The sequence below is a fragment of the Micrococcus sp. FDAARGOS_333 genome (genome assembly GCF_002206575.2).
GTDB classification, from domain to species: domain Bacteria; phylum Actinomycetota; class Actinomycetes; order Actinomycetales; family Micrococcaceae; genus Micrococcus; species Micrococcus lylae.
This window is the reverse complement of the sequence record NZ_NJFJ02000001.1, coordinates 1154092-1171678: the sequence shown is the minus strand read 5'-3', so window position 1 is coordinate 1171678 and position 17587 is coordinate 1154092. Positions and strand designations below refer to the sequence as shown.

Here is a 17587-nt window from a genome sequence, read left to right as displayed (position 1 = left end):
GCTGGTGTGGGCCGCGCAGCGGGCCCTCTGACGCGACCGTGGCGGTCGGGGCGTCGGACGGTGGTGCGGGGCTGGTGTGGGCCGTCGAGGGCACGGTGCCGTCCGTGGCCGGCTGCGGCATGGGTGCAGCCGGTGTCGGCGCAGTCTGGTGGCCGGGGAATATCGCTGATGCGACCGGCGGTGCATGGGTGTCGAAGCGGGGCGAAGTCGACGCCACTGGGTGACGCACCGGCGACACAGCAGTGTCTCCTCCGAGACACTATCGAGCCACCGGGCTGACGCACTGGGTACAGCGGTGCGAGTTAGGGCAGACGCCGTGCAGACGCCTGCGAGCACCCTGACGCTGCTGGTGTGGCGGGTGCGCGTCCCGGTGGTGACGCCACCGCGACGCGCTATGGGGCGCTGTGGCGTCGCATGGGTGCGCCCGTGCGGACGCAGTGTGGGCACCACGCGGTACAGGGTGCCGCAGCGCGGCGCTGTGGTGTCCCGGGCGCGACACGACAACGCCCCGCAGGTCGGAGTCGGTGAAGAGACGCTGCGGATGTGGTGCCACCGCTACGGCCACGAGGTAGCACCAGTGCCTGCTGGCCAGAGTCCGGCCGAAGAGATCCGCAGGCTCAAGCGAGAGCTTGCCGAAGCCCGGCGGGCGAACGAGATCCTCAAAGCCGCCTCGGCTTTTTTCGCCAGGGAGCTCGACCGCCCCACGACGAGATGATCGCGTTCATCGACGAACACCGCGATCAATTCGGGGTCGAGGCCATCTGCCGCCCCCTTGATGCGACAGCGTGTGGGTTCATCACCTCCCGGGCCTACCGCACCGCGAAGACACGGCCCACCTCCGCGCGGGCTCTGCGAGACAAGCTCCTCATCGAGGAACTCCGCCGGATCCACGCGGAGAACTACAGCGTCTACGGGGTCCGGAAGATGCACCACGCAATGGTCCGGGCCTGCTGGCAACTCGGGCGCGACCAGACCGCCCGGCTCATGCGGGCCGCCGGTCTGTAGGGAGTGCGGCGGGGCCGCAAGCCGATCACCACGAGGCCGGTAGGCGAGCCGGATGCTCGTCCTGACCTCGTCGAGCGCTGCTTCACCGCCGAGCGGCCGAACCAGCCGTGGGTCGCTGACATCACCTACGTCAGGATTCTGGGCGGGTTCTGCTACGTCGCGTTCATCACCGACGTCTTCACCCGCCGGATCGTGGGGTGGGCCGTGTCAGCCAGTCTGCATACCCAGGGGCTGCCGTTGCTGGCCCTTGAACATGCTCTCCTGAGCACTGGTGCCAGCCGGGGCCGGAAAGGTCTGATCCACCACTCGGACCGAGGCGCCCAGGACGTCAGCCTGGCCTACTGCGACGCGCTCATCACCGCCGGGGCGAGCGCTTCGGTGGGCACCGTGGGCGACTCCTACGACTGTCAGTCTCTGAGGGCCGGATTCCGCGAGGATGAGGAAGTCCTGGCCGTGGTGCTCTGACCCATCTCTACGATTGACCCGCATGGTGTCTTGGCGTTGATCTGTCGGGCCCGCGGCCGGGCACGTACGACCACTGCCGCCGGTCCGGGCGTGACCTGATAGGAGCCTGGAGCATTTTCGTGACCGTGTCCCCGTGACAGTCCTGTCCGCCCACCGGCGTCGGTGCCGCCCCCGCACACGCAGCCGAAGGACAGTACCGTCATGACCCAGATCGCCCCCACCCGTTCCGGTCACGTCGTGATCGGCGTGGACACCCATAAGCACATCCACGTGGCCGCCGTCATGGACTCGATCGGTGGGATTCTCGCGACCGGCACGATCGCCACCGACCGTGCCGGTTACCAGCAGCTCCTGGAATGGGCCGCGGACTACGGCACCATCATCGCGTTCGGCATCGAGGGTACAGGTTCCTACGGGGCTGGTCTGGCCTCGTACATCCGTCGCCAGGGGCACAAGGTCGTGGAAGTCTCGCGCCCAGACCGACGCCTGCATCGGCTGAACGGGAAGTCCGACACCTTGGACGCTGAGAACGCGGCCCGCGCAGTCCGCGCGGGTTTCGCCACCGCCACGCCCAAGAGCGCCGACGGGAGCGTGGAAATGATCCGTCAGCTCAAAGTCGCTCACGACACTGCGGTCAAAGACCGCTCTGCAGCGATGATCACGTTGAAGGCGATGCTCGTGCACGCCGAAGAAAATCTACGCAAGGTACTGAAGGGGAAGACGCAGAAGATGATCGCTCGCCACTGCGCTTCCCTGCGCCCCCGCGCGCTGAGCACGCCGGAGGAGGCCAATCGTCATGTGCTCCGGTCGCTGGCCAGGCGGTGGCTGGCGTTGAACGAGGAGATCCTCGAGCTCGAGGCCATGATCAAGGGGCTCGTGATCGCGCGTGCGCCGCACCTGCTCGACCAGTTCGGGATCGGCGTGGACACGGCGGCGGAGATCCTCATCGTGGCCGGGGACAATCCCGAACGAATCAAGAGCGAGGCAGCATTCGCCAAGCTCGCCAGCATCAGCCCCGTGCCTACAGGCTCAGGGATGACCAGCGGAAAGCATCGGATCAATCATGGCGGTCACCGTCAGCTGAACGCAGCCATCTACAGGACAGTCATCGTGCGGATGCGCTTCCATGAGCCCACGATTGCCTACGTGGCACGACGCACCGCGGAGGAAAGTCCAAGCGAGACATCATTCGCTGCCTCAAGAGGTACGTGATCCGCGAGGTCTACCACCTCGTGAAGACCAACCCTCGCACCGGTCAGATCGCGAGTTGACAACTATAGGAGCATCAACGCCCTGGCTTCAGAGCGTGAACGGCCTCTACAAGGTAAGAGCTCATCCATTCCAAGCGGATCTGGGAGTCCGTGCAGGCGGTCGAGCTGGCCACGATGGGGTGGGTGCACTGGTGGAACACCGCCCGCCTGCATGAGGCCCTCGGCTACCGCACTCCCGTGGAGGTCGAGGTGGCTTACACTCACGATTAGGACTCAGCGCCCGTTGCGTCCTGATCTCGGAACGAAACCCAGGGCGCTTCAGACGGACGAGGAGATGATGCACCATTGACCACGCGGAAGCACGCCAAAGACGAAGCATCCATGCCTAGTATCACCATTGATCAGGAGCGCATCGCGGCCGCGGTTCGCGAGATCCTAGTCGCGATCGGTGAGAATCCTGAACGCGAGGGGCTCCTCGAAACACCGCAACGCGTCGCTCGTTCCTATGCAGAGCTGTTCTCAGGCCTGGCCGACGACCCCGCCCGGCTTCTCTCCACGACTTTTGACATCGAACACTCCGAGTTAGTGCTGGTCAAGGATATCCCCTTCTATTCGACCTGCGAGCATCACCTCCTCCCCTTCCACGGTCGCGCCCATATCGGCTACCTGCCTGGCCCTCACGGCAAGGTCACCGGACTGAGCAAGCTGGCCCGTCTCGTGGAGCTGTACGCACGTCGTCCCCAGGTCCAGGAGCGGCTCACCACGCAAATCGTCGACGCTCTAATGACTCATCTCGGGGCCTCAGGGGCCATCGTGGTAATAGAATGCGAACACCTCTGCATGGCCATGCGCGGCGTGCAGAAGCCGAGTTCCAGGACGGTGACGTCCGCAGTCCGCGGGCAGTTCCGAGATCCAGCCACCCGCTCAGAGGTTCTCACTCTGATCCGAGGGCACTGACCCTTCTGCCGGAGCATCCTGCCAGCTAGATGTGATGTCCAGGGAGGTTGTTGAGCCTGCTGGCGGGCACGGCTCCGATCGCGGAGCGGATACGGTGATGATTGTAGAAGTGCAGCCATCCAGGCAACGCGGCCTGGCGCTCTGCCTCGGACCCATAGAACCGGGCATAGGCCCAGCCGTCAGCGAGCGTTCGATGGAACCGCTCGGTCTTCCCGTTGGTCTGCGGCCGGTAAGGCCGAGTCCACTTCGGCGTGATCGAAAGCTCGGTGCAGGCATCACGCCAGGCATGCCAGCGGTAGGCCGAGCCGTTGTCCGAGAGCACCCGTTCCACCTCCACGCCCAGGCGCGCGAAGCAGGCGCCCGCGCGGCGCAACACCGCGATGGCCGTCTGGCTGCGTTCATCGGAGTGCATCTCGACATATGCGAAACGGGAGTGGTCATCGATCACGGTGTGCAGGTACCCCACCCCGAGCCGGGGCTGGTATCGGGCGTCCCGGGTTCCTTCTCGGTCCGAGGTCGCCGCGCGGTGCTTCATGCCCTGCTGACGCCCGACGAATCGGTGTCCGCCCCCGTCGGGGATGCGCCCGAACTTGGTGACGTCGACGTGGATCAGCGAGCCGGGGTGGGGGTGCTCGTAGCGGCGGATCGGCTCGCCGGTGACCCGGTCCAGACGGGCCAGGCGGTTGATCCGGCAGCGCACGAGCACGGCATGCACGGTGGAGGCCGGCATCCCGAGCTCACCGGCGATCTGTGCCGGCCCCAGGCGTCGGCGCCATCGGGCGGCCACGATCTGCTTCACCACCGCCGGTGGTGTCCTGGTCGGCATCGTGGACGGCCGGCTGGACCGGTCTGCCATCCCTGCAGGTCCCTCGGCCCGGAAGCGTGTGGCCCATTTGCGTGCGGTGGGTGGGGCGACCATGAACATCTTGGCCGCGGTGGCCACCGGCCAGCGCTCCTCGACGATGAGCTTGGCCAGGCGTAGGCGGGCGCGAGGGGTCAGGGCGGCGTTAGCGTGGGACATGAAGGCCTTCTGTTCGCGTGAGCGGTTTCTCGACAACTCCACTCTCGCAACAGGAGGCCTTCGCCTGTCAGCTGTTCACGCAACAACGTCCCTGGACATCACAGCTAGAACATCCCCGAAGTCAGCGACCCCGATCCTCGCCCCAGGCGAGGACATGAAGGCGGTGGGAGGCATTGACTCCAAGCGCCGTGGCCCATTCACATACCTCGCGCCATTTCCGCTCAAGGGTGCCCTTGTCCACACCTTCAGGCATCACCCAAACACGGCCCCGGTCCCACTGATTCTCATCAGCCAGACGCACCGTGGCAACCACATCCGACTCAGATTCGACCACGACTTTGAGATATGCGGACCCCCGACGCCCTATCGCCCCCCATCCTGGGTGGAGCGCTGGGGACACGCGACCCCGCTGAGCCCTCGCATGGGGCAACTTCGGCGAGACTACGAACGCCTCAGCGAGGCCTACTAGCTCCGCAAGCGGCTCTACAGTTCCATTGGTCTCGAAGTGGACTGTCTGCCCCCGCCGTACCAGCGCCCTGACGAGTTCCATGAAAGCGGGGCGTCGCTGGTAGAGCAGGGGCTCCCCGCCGGTGATGACGCAGATGGGACTCATCGGAACAAGCTCTAACACCTCCTCAGCAGACCGCATGACGATTTCTTCCCGTAGATCATAGTTTCGGCCGTCCCACGTGTAAGCCGAGTCGCACCACCAACAGCCCAGATTGCACCCCCCGAAACGAAGGAAGGAACACACTCGGCCCGCGAAGGGGCCCTCACCCTGGATAGTGGGCCCGAATATCTCACTGATGGGGAGCAGTCCCTTCTGCGGCGCAAACGACTCCACGCCACCCTTTGAGGACAGCCCTGACCCTGGCGGAACCGTCACCGCTGCTCCTCCAGCGTATGGGGCGCCAGGGTCCGCGTGACAATCGCCCAAGTCTTCGGCGTCTCCGAGACAGCGACCTTGACCACGGCCACATTCTCGTGACCCATCGCCTGGAGCCGCTCACTCACTAGAGAAATCATCCACGCCGCTAGGTTCTCCGCCGTAGGGTTGCCATCCATGACGTCGTTCAGATGGCGGTGGTCCAGAGTCTGATCGATCCAGCCTTTGAAGAAGGCTAGCTCTCCATAGTCGACCACGAAACCCGGTGCCACGATAGAACCCGCGATGCTGAGGCGCACCCGATAGTTGTGCCCATGGAGCCGTGAACACTGATGGTCCCCGGGCAGGCCGTCGAGCCGGTGTGATGCTGAGAAGTCGAAGTCTTTGCTGATCTCTGCGTACATCTTCAGGCCTTTCGATAGAAAGTGGGGTCGATGACACCGGCGCGGTCGAATGCGTCCGCCCGTTCCCGGCACGTACCGCATACGCCGCAGTGTGTTTCACTGCCCTCGTAGCACGACCAAGTGAGTTCGAACGGTGCACCCAAACGGGCTCCGGTGGCCACGATCTGGGCCTTGTCCATGTGGACGAAAGGAGCGCGTATCGTCACGTGCCCACCCGTCCCCAGCTCCGCGGTCTGCGCTGCCGATGCAATAAACTCTGGGCGACAGTCAGGGTAGATCACATGGTCTCCGGAGTGGACGGCGGTCCAAACCTCCTCAATCCCCCACGCGTGTGCCACCCCGGCCGCAGCCATGAGCATGGTGGCGTTGCGGTTGGGCACGACGGTGACCGCCATGGAGTCGACGTCGTACGAGTCAGCGGGCACTGGCACCGAGGGGTCCGTTAAGGCAGACCCTTTCAGGGAGCGCCCCCAATCGCGCAGATCTAACACCGTCAGGGGAATGCGGTACATCTCGGCCACGCGACGAGCCGAGTCGATCTCACGGCGGTGTCGCTGCCCGTAGTCGACAGAAATGGCTAGCCTTAGATCTGCTTCGCGGTCTGCCACGGCTATCGCTGCTGTCGAATCCAGGCCCCCGCTCAGGAGAACAGCCACTGTCTTCAGTCCGTGCGTCACCGGACACCTTCCTCTTTCTCGACCTCGAGGCACTGAGGGACCTTGTCCGGTTCTGGATCGCAATCATCCTCGCTCTTTTCCTCGTCCAGGTACCGATCAGCGATGGGGATCCAGGAAATCGCCAGGAGCGCCAATATGACCGCAATCGACCCAACGGTGGCCGCCGGGCTACGCTCGGCCCCCCACCCGATGAGAGGGTTCAGCGCGATACCTACCACACTACCGAGTGTGCTTGCAATGTTTAGAACCGTCGCGCGCCGATGCGACGGGATGATCCTATTGGCAACAGCCCTTGTGATGGGCCCGCGAGCGTGCATGCCGAGGACCACAAGAACGAATCCGACCACGACAGTCACGGGGTGTGGGATCACCATGAGGCCGAACCCGCCGACTCCGTATCCCATACCCAAGAGCAGACCGTTCCTTCTGCCGAGACGGTCGACCACAGATCCAGCGAAGTGGTTGTAGAGCGCGGCCACCAGCTGTGCGCCACCTCCAATGACCCCCCACAGTGCAACTGGTACGTCAGCAGTCTGGAACAGGGGCTGGTTGAGGGTGAAAACGGCGTTGAAAATCACGAATACCGCGCTCGAGGCGACTGCTGTGTACAGCAAGATTGGGCTGGTAAAGAGCAGCCCCACTCCCCGCTTCAAACCAGACCAAGAGGTCTCAGGCTCGGCCTCTTCGTCGCTTGCGGGCCGTTGGCCTGGCAGAAACATGACAATGACCGCCGCCACAATCGCAACACCGGCGGCTGCGGCGGCCGGCAACGAAATGTCCCGGGCCGCCATAAGTCCACCAGCGATGGACCCGAGGACCCCTGCCCCCAGCTCCAGGGCGCTCAAATGGCCCCACACACCGACCGACACCTCATCAGCATCCTCCCCTAAAGAGTCGTAGATGTAGGCATCTTGCACCCCTGTCAGCATGGCGATGCCGAGTCCGCTGATAAGGAAGGACGCGGCAAACATTCCGAAGGAGTCGCCCAAGGCGAATAGCACCTCAGCAACGGCATTGAAGACGAAGCCGCTGATGATTACCAACCGTCGGTCCACCCTATCAGCAAGGAGGCCAGCGGGGATCTCCGAGATTAGGATGCTAGCTAGCAGAAAGCTTTCCAAGACGAAGATATCCCCTAGTGACAGCCCTCGCGACGTTAGGAATAGGGCACTGACCGGGACATAGAAAGACAGACCCGCGGCTATGGTCGCGACGGCGATGGGAAAGAGCGACCGGCCCTTCCACACACGCGATGCGGCAGTGTCGAATTTCACCTGAAGACCTCGATATCTAAATAGGGATGGGGCAAGGCAGAAGGGACGGATGTTCGTTCGAACACCCATAGATCTGTCTCCACTCGACCGATACTGCCCTGGGGATATGCCTTAAGCCGCGGGTAACTGTTACACGGGATCATTCCGTAGCGTAGGCACTCGGCGATCACCTGGGCCCAGCGTCGGCCAAGCCTCCACGGGTTCACCGAGAGGTAGATGCGGGCGCCGTCTTCCCTAGAGAGGCATTCGTCCGCCCGCTCTAACCACTTGCCCAGAGCTACAGAGCCGTCTGCTGGGTCGAGGAGAACAGCCTCGTAGCAGCCCTTCTCCCTCATAGGCTCCCGAATATCGTGGCGCTTGAACTCAAGGTGGGGATACGAGCCGGTGAGGTCCCCCACCCGAGGGTCGATGTCGTAAACCACCGCCGGGTAGTCCTCACTCGCTACAGCGCAGCCGATTAGATCGTCGTCCCCTAAGAGGGCGATACGAGCCCCGTAGGGGAAGTCCCGGCGGATTACTCCGGCCACGCGGGCACGACTTGCAAGGTCACAGACGATCTGCCCCAGGCTTGGATCGGCCTCAAGCGGGCGGGGAGGCGTTCCGACTGCTTCCGGGGCCATAGGTGAGGGCATAATGACGTCACCCTCACCCCTCAGAGCCTGTTGCACTTTGCAGTGCAAGCGGGGCACCCCACCTGCATAGACCTGCTCGCCCGTCACATACTCTGCCACCAGACGGGCAAATTGGAGCCGCGACGGCCGGTACCAGACGTCCCACGTGTAGCGACGAACGGCCGCTAGCTCCCCTTCACCCCACTCCAATTTCTCTAGTTCGACGAACCGCTTGTAGGCCCGTTCGAGAAGTTCCAGACGTCTCATCTTCCGCTCACTCCTTCCAACACCGTCACTTGAGGGCCTCGGAGTCGCGCGCGCAGGCCGTCCACAGCGGACGGGCTCACCATAGTGGCTGCTGGCGCGGCGGATCCAGCGATCGGCTGCAGTTGCGAAGTCCCGTCTAGCATAGCCCGGCCAATCCAGTTCACTCTTAGACGGGTCGACTCCATTCCGATAGCCAGCGAGCCATTAAGAGCTTGGGCGGCACGTTCGAGGGAACACGGGTCACTGAGAACCCCAGACCACGCAGACTCGATGACCCTAACAATTCGTCTGACAGTCTCGTCGATCGCGGTCGAGCCGCAGGATGCGTAGGCAGACAGCACCGCGCAGTCTGAGAAGACGGAGCGGTACGTGTAGCAGGAGTACTCACCCTCCTGACCAGCAAAAGCCGCCTGCAACGCGCCCGTCGTTGCGCCCCCCAAAAGCCGGTTCACGACTGACAGAGGAAAGTCGTCCGCCGGAGAGCGATCCAGGAGAACCCATGAGACCAGGACGTGACTGCGTGGGCTCAACACCTTTTCGTGGACATAATCCATGCGAGGGGCCCGAACAACTCCCCCAGCCTGTAGTGCTACGCGCTCATCCGGCGGGACTGGAGAGCTGAACGTCTTGAAGGCTTCCCGTACCTCATCTGAGTCGAACCCTCCGGAGGCGATCGGGACGACCCTTGAAGCAAGCTGTCGCCGGTGCTCAGCTACGACGTCCGCGACGGTTAGCTTGACGACATCCTCAGGTAGTCCTCGAGCAGGGTATCCCAGGGGATGATCACCGAGCAGTCTCGACAAGGCCACCTCGTGGATCAATCTGCCATGGTCAGCTCGAACGCCCGCAATCTCGTCCAGAACAACCGACCGTTCAGCCTCAAGGTGGGTAACGCTCAAATCCGGCCGGAGGAATTGGTTCCGCAGCAGCCGCCACGCCTCCACGAAATGATCCCGGGGAAGTGTGGCCGCGTACATCGTAAACTCAGGTGTGGTGATCGCTTCGGAACGCCCCCCCAGAGCATCACATAGATCGGAAAGATTGCCGTCCTCCGAGCGCGTGGTCGTAACGAGGTGTTCCAGGACGTGAGCCGCCCCTCGAGCGGCCGAAGCTTCGTGCCGGCTTCCCGAATCGACCCACAGGGCGACCGTGAGGGAGGCAAGATTGCTCACCGGATCTACCACGGCGTTGTTGATGCCGCCGCCAGTCACATCTGCACCAGGGTGAAGGCCTCGACGAAGCGCCCATTGCCGGTCGTCACCCCACGGAACCGGTTTAGGCCCGCAGCACCCGAGGCATAGTCGCGCTCCTGCATCTGCGTCGTGAAGCACTGAATCGCCTCTATCTTCTTCTGCATCACATCGGTGACGTCCTCGAACAGTGCTGGGCGCAGTATGGGCGTCCACACTTCGTACCCCAGGACACGACGGAAGTGACCTGACCGTAGCATGGCACTCGCCACGACCCGCGAGACCACCGCATGATCCGGGTCCTCCTCTCCTGGATGCGGAACAAAGACTAAATCCGGGCGGAACGTTTCAAGCCAACCGACCACTGCGTCGACGCTCGACTCGGCCACCGTAAGAGGGTGTGACCGCATCATGGCCCAGTCACTCCCGGCCACGCCGAGAGTCGACCACGCCGCTTCAGCCTCCTCACGACGCACCTGGTGCTGTTCGTCGCTGGCGTCACGGGTGAGAACGCCGACAAAGATGTCAGCCCCGGCCTCCGCGTACTTTGAAATCGTGCCCCCACAGCCGATGGTCTCGTCATCAGCGTGGGCGGCGATCACGAGACGACGCTTCATTGACCGTCCCTTTCGGCGAGGACCACCAGGTTGCTCGACCGCCGGGTGACGGGTCCCTGGTGGAAGTCGCCAAACACCCTTCCCCGTAGACCTGCCACCTCCAGAAGGAGTTGCCATTCGGCACGTGTTGTGTAACGCGTCATGTACTCGACCGTGAGCGGATCGCGGTGGCTACCGAAGTTAAAAGTGCAGGTGCTCCGAACAAGCTGCAGGAAGTGGTCATACCCAAAACGCACCTCGGATGACTGCAACCCGACCTCCCTGACGAGTTCCTCATCCATATCACCCCGGTAGTTTCCTCGAGCATCATCCGTAGCAAAGGGGGGAACCGATACGTCAAGCGCCAAGCATCCCCCGGGCGCGAGAAGACTCGCGATTCGCCTCAACGCCGATACCTGATCACGTGTGGTGAGGAGGTACTCAAACGCACCGCCAGCGACCACGGCCACGTCGAAGTTGCCCTGAACTCCAGCGAGCTCTGGCAACCGGTCAACACGCACCTCGCTTGGCACACCGGCCTCCTCCAGTCGGCGCCGCGCAATCTCCACGCTCTCGGACGAAGGGTCCACCCCCACACATTCATGACCGCCTCTCGCGAGGGTCTCCAGGAGACGTCCTGTCCCACAACCGACGTAGAGAACCCGGCACGGCGTGGATCCGCAGACGCCCGTATAGAAGTCCACGAACCCGTCAGGGTCTGGGATGAGGCCGTCGTAGACCAAGGAAAGCTGGTCGTAAGCATCAACCGACCCGTCATTGGTCGGCTGGAACAAGTCAGGAGAGGTCATTGCGGACTACCTTCCGAGGCGGAAGCGAGCTTATAACCCGCCGTGAAGCTAAGGTTGAACAGATGGTCGTAGAGGGCGAGAGCGGTATCGTCCCGCCGTAGCGCCCCCCACGGGACGCGTAGCGCAGACCTCCAAGACACCGCCTTATATCCGTCGAGTCCGAGCCGGACCCCGCCCCGATGGCCCTGCCCATAGCGATAGGCGGATGTCAGGTCGCGGAGGGGCGTCAGGGCATCGTGGATCACCACTCCGTCCCGGAGGACGCGGGTGGTGGCGCCCGAGGACCTGGCCCGCATAGTCAGGTCGAAGTCCTCCGTCCATGCCAGACGGTGGTCGAATAGATAGCCCCCAATTCTGGGCAAGACTCTCCGGTCAACCATCAATGGCACCTTGAAGAGCATCTGCGGCATGTTGGTGTGCCGGACGCGAGAACGGGCGACGACCCTCTGGAGCCGTGTGCGATGGCGGAAGATCGTGACCCCCCGGACGAAGTCCGCCGTGCCGACAGCGTCCGCGAAGGCAGTCAGCGCCCCGGGGTGGAATACACAGTCACTGTCCATGAACAGGACGGCAGCCGTTTCTGCCCTCTGTATACCGGCCTCGCACGCTGCCGGTCCACCAGCTGTAGGAAGGGTCATGCTGTCACAGCCCGCCCCCTCCACGAGCTCCCGCACCTCCTGCGTGGGATCGTTCATGACAACGAGAGGATGAGCCCGGGACTCATCGAACGAGGCCAGGCACCTGCCCACTCTCACGTCGTCCCTCACTGGGATGACGACGGTGAGTTCACCCATGGGTCACCGCCCTCACTCTGTTCAGTTCCTTCTCCACGGCACTGAGGCCACGAGAGAGCTCCTCCAATGAACGGGCAGTGAAGAGAGGAGCGTCGATGTCCCGCTCGCCCCTACTTTCCTCCACCGCCGCACGATACGTCTCCGCCCGGGGAGCCTGAAACCCAATCAGGCCGGACTCTCGCGATACCTTGGACACCGCCTCGTGATACCCGTGGGCGACGGGGTGCCCCAGTAGCACGATCGCCTTGTAGTGTTCCCTGTGAGCAGATACATACGCGCGTATACGGTCCGAGGTCAGAGCCCGGAATAGCGCCCGGGGATCCTCCTCCTCTGAGGGGCGCTCCCCAGAGACGTCCATGTAGTCGTAGCTACAGAAGAACTCATTCATCTGGTACTCGAAGGGGACAAGCCCGACGTTCGAGATGATTACGCGATGGACGCGGTCATGCAGGTCGGTGACCCGCCTCAAGCGCGCGATGTACTCGGAAAAGTCATATGGCTTCGCCCATGAGCAGGGATGGAGGAGGAGGATGTCTTTACCTGCGGGGGGTCGATAGGAGCCCGATGTGAAGAACCGAGACCAGCTCAGCCCCTCCGGCTCCAACAAGTACTCCCGACCGACACCACGCCTGAACGTGGGCCGTGGGAAGTGGCCGTAGGGCGGGGCGGAGAGGATGTACTCCGGGAACCCGGGATAAGTTCGGACCGCCGGGGTCGTTGCAAGAGGCCTCTCAGTCACGGTGAAGCTGGACGAAGTCGCACCCAGGGCCCTGGTCGCTAGGGGCACGACAGTCACAGGGTCAACTTCCCCACAGGTGAAGATGTCCACGGTGGCCGTGCGCCGCCCTTCTTCTGGCCAGGTATGGATCGCACAGTGCGACTCGGCCAGAATCGCAATCACCGACACCCCATGGGGCTCGAATGTGTGGCACATCTCTGCGCGGATCTCCACCTCAAGAGCGGCACAGATATTCCGGACGATGCCCGAAAGGAGAGCTGGGGAATTTAACACATTCGGATCGCACCCCTCCAGGGTGATCCGAACTTCATTACCCAGATTCATTCTCTCGTTCTCCGTCGTCATCGGCCTCCCGGTCCTTCCAACTCGATCAACCATCCGTCACCGGCCAGTGCATGCAATCCCATGCCGCGAGCGCTGCAGAGCCCGTCGTCCATGGAATAGACGATGGGCTCCCCCGCCCTATTGAACGAGGTGCAGATCACCGCATGTGGACCGTTCCTGATCTCGCCCAGCCGTGTGATGACGCTCAAATAAGCAGCCTGGGTGTGATCAACGACCTGGGGTCGGGCAGTGCCGTCGACGTGAGTGACGCCGTCTAAGCCGACGGCGTCCTCCCTCACCGCAGCCGCTTGCAGCATGAAAGCGTTGGGCACGCCGCTAAAGGAACGGTCGAATTCGGAGAGGGACACCGAGGGAGCCAACGGTCGCCAGGTCTCTCTCCCCTTCATCACGTTCAGGACGTCACGGACACGGGTAGATGACGGATCTGCCATGATGCACCGTCCCCCGAGCGCCCTGGGACCGACCTCTGCACGGCCGTCGAGCCAGCCAAGCACCTGTCCCTCAGCCAGCCTCTCTGCCACATCCGTGGAGCCTGCTTCGCACAAGGTCGCCCCTTCGCGAGCTGCGAGGTCTGCGGCATCGGCAATGCTCAAAGAGCGCCCTAGATGAGCGGACTCAACATGTCCAATGACGTCTGTCCTCGCCGCAACTGCGACCGCGGCTCCCAAAGCTACGCCAGAGTCGTTAGCGCAAGGGGGGACTACGAGTTCTCGCTTCTCTCGTTGAAGAGTGACTGCCAGCTTGCCGTTACTTGTGCAGTTCAGCGCCGTGCCGCCGGCCAGGACCACAGTCCTCGAACGGAAAGCGCCGACCAGTTCCGCAATTCTCTCTTCCAGGGCCGCCTGCGTCAGGGCGGCCACGAACGCTCGTCCTATGAAGGTGCCATGTCGATCGCCTGCTCTAGCGGATACCAGCTGATTCCATCTCACCAGCGCGGCCGCGTAAAGTTCGTCCGTTACCGCTCTTCTCTGGCCGGTCTCTTCCCGAGCGATGCACCGCTTCAACCATTCGACGTCGGAAGACGGCAACATCCCGCGTTCCACATAGGATGAGAGCCCCATTAGCTTGCCTTCCTCACCCCAGCCGAAACCAGCCAGACCCGTGGCTGCCTCATACATTGCTCCGGCTGAGGATTCAACGGAGAAGACTTCATCTGCGACGAGATGCGCACCGTCGAAACGGAAAGTCCCCCCGGAGGAATCCTCACCCGAGCCGTCTAGGACAAGGATTTGACACCCCTCCCTGCGTTCAGGATCGACGAAAACAAGTCCAGACCAGGCGTGGGACTCGTGGTGCTGGACAAACTCGACCGGAAGGTCGGGGTTAATGTCGATTCCCCTACCCCTCAGGTCCTGGACTATCCGGCGCCTTTCCTGATCGGACGACTCCCCCAACAGGTCCGGTCGCCAAGGGTAGGCAATCACGTCTATGTCCTCCGCCTTGACGCACGCCACTGAGAGGACCTCCGCCGCGGCGTTTGCCGGAGACATTCCTGGAGCGCGCTTGCGCCGGGTCAACCGCTCCTCTTCAACGACGGCCACGACGACCCCGTCCACTACCAGTGCAGCCGACGCGTCGTGATCTGCATTCAGATATCCGTTGAGACCGAGAACGATCACGCTTCCCCCCCCTTAAAAGACGGATGGGATGGACCGCCTGTGATTCGACGATCCATCCCACCTCGTCGCAGTGAATCATGTCACATCTTGGCAGCAGCGAGGGAACCGCCAAAGAAAAGCGACTCCGTGTCATCGACAATCTTGACATCGGACCACGTGAAATCCGACTCGAAGTTGCCCATATCCTGGGTCTTGTCATTGAGAGACATTTTGCACCCCCTTTCGTTCAAATCGGCATCGACGACCCCACTTGGAAGCCGGGGTGGAGAGACCACTCTTCCCCTCCCCCGGGTGTATTACACCCAGAGAACAGGAGAATGTCAATGGTCGCGCCCTACCCAGGTCTTCTGCGCGGCGGAGTCTCATAGCGAGTGCACGGGTCGCCTCAACCCTTTCAAGAAGGCCTACCGTACCCACTATGCCCCCGAGATACACCCCCGAGCCGCGTCCACGGCCGTCGACCGGAGGCCCGGATCTCCGGCTCGCTAGATGTAAGAGGGCATGACGTTGTTGACACGCACCGGGGCCAGCGAGGCCGGCGGGGCGTCTCCGCAGGAGGTATGAGGCCGATGGTAATTGTAGTGATTCACGCACACCTGTAGCGCCTCACGCCGCTGAGCCTCTGAACTGTAGGGGCGGGCGTAGAGGACCTCATCGACCATCAGCCGGTTGTACCGCTCGACCTTCCCGTTGTGACGAGGGGTGTAAGGGCGGATCCGGTGATGCCGACCCCCGAGAGAGACCACCTTGGCCGTGAAGTCCGCCGCCCGGTAGTTGTTCCCGTTGTCCGTGACCACCCGGTCCACGGTGATGCCATGGGCGGCGAAGAACACCCTCGCCCGACAGTAGACCCCGATCGTGGTCACCGCCTTCTCGTCCTCCAACACCTCGGTGTACGCCAGCCGGGTGAACCCGTCGATCGCCGAGTGAAGGTAGGTGTAGCCGACCCGGCGGCCAGGCCCGCGTTTGGCCGCTCGCGCGTTCTCGGAGTCCCGGCCGTGAGCACGCCAGCCTCCCCCGTCTGGGATCTTCCCGATCTTCTTCACGTCCAGGTGCACCATGTGCCCCGGCCCGCGGGCGGTGATCCTCCGGGCCGGCTGCTGGCGCAGGTCTTCCCCGGCCGGGGTGAGATCACGCAGCCGGGACAGCCCGGCCCGTTGCGGCCACCGGCCCACGGTGCGAAGACACACAGTGTGGCCTTCAGTACGCAGGTGGTGATGGATCCGGCGGGCGGACCATTTGCGCTCCCGCCGCAGGGAGCGGGAACGTCGAAGAGGCCCTGCGGTCACCACCGCAGGGCCTCTCTTCGTGTGAGGTCACCTCCAGGACCTTCCCTCACCGGAGGTCACTTTGGAGGTCACTCCGACTGATCCAGTTCTGAAGCGATCCGCATCACACCTAGTCAACCGGCATTTTGTAGGGCGTGCGGGACTTGAACCCGCGACCAAAGGATTATGAGTCCCCTGCTCTGACCGACTGAGCTAACGCCCCGCGCGCGTGGCACGCGTCGGTCAAGTCTAGCGAGGAGTCGCTCACAGCCGTGCCCGCACCTCGGCCGGTGTGGCCCCGCGGTAGAGCGCCTCGAAGACCTCCACGGTCTTCTGCGCCGAATGACGCAGGGCCTTGGCGTGGGAGGCCTCGCCCATCCGGGCGCGTTCCTCGGGACTCGCGCCGAGAACCCGGGCCAGCTTCTCGGCGAGGTCCTCGTGGTCGCCGGGGACGAAGAGGTAGCCGTTCACGCCGTCGTCCGCCAGGTGCGGCAGGGCCAGCGCGTCGGCCAGCACCACGGGCTTGGAGGCGCTCATCGCCTCCAGGGACACCAGCGACTGCAGTTCGGCGGTGCCGGGCTGGCAGAACACGTCTGCCCGCAGGTAGGCGGTGTGCAGCTCCTCCTCGGTGACGTGGCCGCGCATCGCCACACGGTCCTCGATGCCGAGCTCGGCCACGAGCTCGCGGAGGACGTCGCGCTGCTCGCCGTCGCCGACGATCTCTGCGTGCACGTCCAGCTCCGGGCGGGTGTCCTTCAGGTGCGCGACGGCTCGCAGCAGCACGTCGATGTTCTTCTCCACGGCCAGGCGGCCGACGAACAGGACGGTGGGGTGCGCGTGCGGGGTGATGACCTCGCCGGCGGCCTGCTCGTACTTGGAGGCGTCGATGCCGTTGGACACCGGCAGCACGTTCTGCAGCCCGGCCCGCTCGGCCATGGCGCGCGCGGCCAGGGCGGTGGGGGTGGTGACCACGGCGCCCTTGCCCATCAGGCGGCCCATCTGCCACCAGGAGTAGCGGGAGTAGCGGTCCAGGAACCACTGCGGGAACGGCAGGAACGGCTCGAGGTTCTCCGGCATGAAGTGGTTGGTGGAGATCGTGCGGACACGGCGGCGCTCGGCCTCGGTGATCGCGGCGGCGCCGATCATGTAGTGGCAGTGCACATGCACCACGTCCGGCTGTACCTCGGCCATGATGCGGCGCATCGCGCGGCGGGCCAGGGGCGGGAACACCAGCCGGTAGTACTCGTGCGTGGGCGGCCGCCAGGACTTCAGGCGGTGCACGGTGGCCTCGGGGCGGTGCTCCACGAAGTCCGGGCCGTCGTCGTTGCGGGCGGCCACCACGTGCACGTCGTGGCCACGCTCGTGCAGCGCCGTGGCGAGGCGGAAGCAGAAGGTTGCGGCGCCGTTGACGTCCGGCGGATAGGTGTCCGCCGCGATCATCACGGTGAG

Annotated in this window: 17 protein-coding genes, 1 tRNA gene, 2 pseudogenes and 1 other annotated feature; of the genes and pseudogenes, 5 read left to right on the top strand and 15 right to left on the bottom strand. The window is 63.7% G+C overall.

Annotated features, from left to right (window positions below; all coding sequences use genetic code 11):
- Positions 1-672 precede the first annotated feature (672 nt).
- Positions 673-772, top strand: a sequence feature (AL1L pseudoknot).
- The 5 genes and pseudogenes from CEQ11_RS05275 to folE all read left to right on the top strand — a co-directional run bounded on the left by CEQ11_RS05275 (position 712) and on the right by folE (position 3638).
- Positions 712-1005: an IS3 family transposase gene (locus CEQ11_RS05275; protein WP_088477973.1), complete on the top strand. Its 294-nt coding sequence runs from the start codon at positions 712-714 to the stop codon at positions 1003-1005. It overlaps the preceding feature by 61 nt.
- 3 nt (positions 1006-1008) lie before the next feature.
- Entirely contained in the window at positions 1009-1470 is a 462-nt protein-coding gene (locus CEQ11_RS05270) for a DDE-type integrase/transposase/recombinase (protein WP_088477972.1), read from the top strand.
- Between the two features lie 201 nt (positions 1471-1671).
- A complete protein-coding gene (locus CEQ11_RS05265) occupies positions 1672-2682 on the top strand; it encodes an IS110 family transposase (RefSeq protein ID WP_227718751.1) in 1011 nt (336 codons plus the stop codon).
- Positions 2683-2770: 88 nt separating this feature from the next.
- Positions 2771-2951 (top strand): annotated as a pseudogene (locus CEQ11_RS05260) (integrase core domain-containing protein); the annotation flags it as partial.
- Between the two features lie 111 nt (positions 2952-3062).
- Positions 3063-3638 (top strand): GTP cyclohydrolase I FolE, encoded by a 576-nt coding sequence (gene folE, locus CEQ11_RS05255; RefSeq protein WP_088477970.1) that lies wholly within the window; start codon positions 3063-3065, stop codon positions 3636-3638.
- A 25-nt stretch (positions 3639-3663) separates the two neighbouring features.
- Here folE and CEQ11_RS05250 read toward each other — a convergent pair whose 3' ends face one another.
- From CEQ11_RS05250 to CEQ11_RS05180, 15 genes and pseudogenes are all read right to left on the bottom strand, one after another.
- Positions 3664-4659, bottom strand: a complete 996-nt coding sequence (locus CEQ11_RS05250; RefSeq protein WP_088477969.1) for an IS481 family transposase — start codon at positions 4657-4659, stop codon at positions 3664-3666.
- Between the two features lie 121 nt (positions 4660-4780).
- Positions 4781-5503: a 7-carboxy-7-deazaguanine synthase QueE gene (locus CEQ11_RS13450; RefSeq protein ID WP_227718750.1), complete on the bottom strand. Its 723-nt coding sequence runs from the start codon at positions 5501-5503 to the stop codon at positions 4781-4783.
- 38 nt (positions 5504-5541) lie between these two features.
- On the bottom strand, positions 5542-5949 hold the full coding sequence (locus CEQ11_RS05240; protein ID WP_088477968.1) for a 6-carboxytetrahydropterin synthase: 408 nt from the start codon (positions 5947-5949) through the stop codon (positions 5542-5544).
- A gap of 2 nt (positions 5950-5951) precedes the next feature.
- On the bottom strand, positions 5952-6605 hold the full coding sequence (queC, locus tag CEQ11_RS05235; RefSeq protein WP_227718894.1) for a 7-cyano-7-deazaguanine synthase QueC: 654 nt from the start codon (positions 6603-6605) through the stop codon (positions 5952-5954).
- Between the two features lie 17 nt (positions 6606-6622).
- Positions 6623-7900 (bottom strand): MFS transporter, encoded by a 1278-nt coding sequence (locus CEQ11_RS05230; RefSeq protein ID WP_227718749.1) that lies wholly within the window; start codon positions 7898-7900, stop codon positions 6623-6625.
- The gene (locus CEQ11_RS05225) at positions 7897-8778 is read right to left on the bottom strand and encodes a bis-aminopropyl spermidine synthase family protein (protein WP_088477967.1); all 882 of its coding nucleotides are present in this window, start codon (positions 8776-8778) and stop codon (positions 7897-7899) included. The genes CEQ11_RS05230 and CEQ11_RS05225 overlap by 4 nt, the downstream gene beginning before the upstream one ends.
- Entirely contained in the window at positions 8775-9950 is a 1176-nt protein-coding gene (locus tag CEQ11_RS13445; RefSeq protein ID WP_193762989.1) for a pitrilysin family protein, read from the bottom strand. Before CEQ11_RS13445 ends, CEQ11_RS05225 begins: the two co-directional genes overlap by 4 nt.
- A gap of 35 nt (positions 9951-9985) precedes the next feature.
- Positions 9986-10570 carry a PIG-L deacetylase family protein gene (locus tag CEQ11_RS05215; RefSeq protein ID WP_193762988.1) on the bottom strand — a complete coding sequence of 195 codons (585 nt, stop codon included), beginning with the start codon at positions 10568-10570 and terminating at the stop codon, positions 9986-9988.
- A gap of 11 nt (positions 10571-10581) precedes the next feature.
- Positions 10582-11373: a bifunctional 2-polyprenyl-6-hydroxyphenol methylase/3-demethylubiquinol 3-O-methyltransferase UbiG gene (locus CEQ11_RS05210; RefSeq protein WP_088477964.1), complete on the bottom strand. Its 792-nt coding sequence runs from the start codon at positions 11371-11373 to the stop codon at positions 10582-10584.
- Complete coding sequence (locus CEQ11_RS05205; protein WP_088477963.1) at positions 11370-12167, bottom strand: glycosyltransferase family 2 protein; 798 nt, start codon at positions 12165-12167, stop codon at positions 11370-11372. Before CEQ11_RS05205 ends, CEQ11_RS05210 begins: the two co-directional genes overlap by 4 nt.
- Positions 12160-13251: an adenosylmethionine decarboxylase gene (gene speD, locus CEQ11_RS05200; protein ID WP_193762987.1), complete on the bottom strand. Its 1092-nt coding sequence runs from the start codon at positions 13249-13251 to the stop codon at positions 12160-12162. The genes CEQ11_RS05205 and speD overlap by 8 nt, the downstream gene beginning before the upstream one ends.
- A complete protein-coding gene (locus tag CEQ11_RS05195; protein ID WP_102957489.1) occupies positions 13248-14870 on the bottom strand; it encodes a carbamoyltransferase C-terminal domain-containing protein in 1623 nt (540 codons plus the stop codon). Before CEQ11_RS05195 ends, speD begins: the two co-directional genes overlap by 4 nt.
- A gap of 485 nt (positions 14871-15355) precedes the next feature.
- Positions 15356-16174 (bottom strand): annotated as a pseudogene (locus tag CEQ11_RS05190) (IS481 family transposase); the annotation flags it as partial.
- A 113-nt stretch (positions 16175-16287) separates the two neighbouring features.
- Positions 16288-16361 (bottom strand) — tRNA-Ile (locus tag CEQ11_RS05185).
- A 41-nt stretch (positions 16362-16402) separates the two neighbouring features.
- Positions 16403-17578, bottom strand: a complete 1176-nt coding sequence (locus CEQ11_RS05180; RefSeq protein WP_088478915.1) for a glycosyltransferase — start codon at positions 17576-17578, stop codon at positions 16403-16405.
- Between the last annotated feature and the right edge of the window lie 9 nt (positions 17579-17587).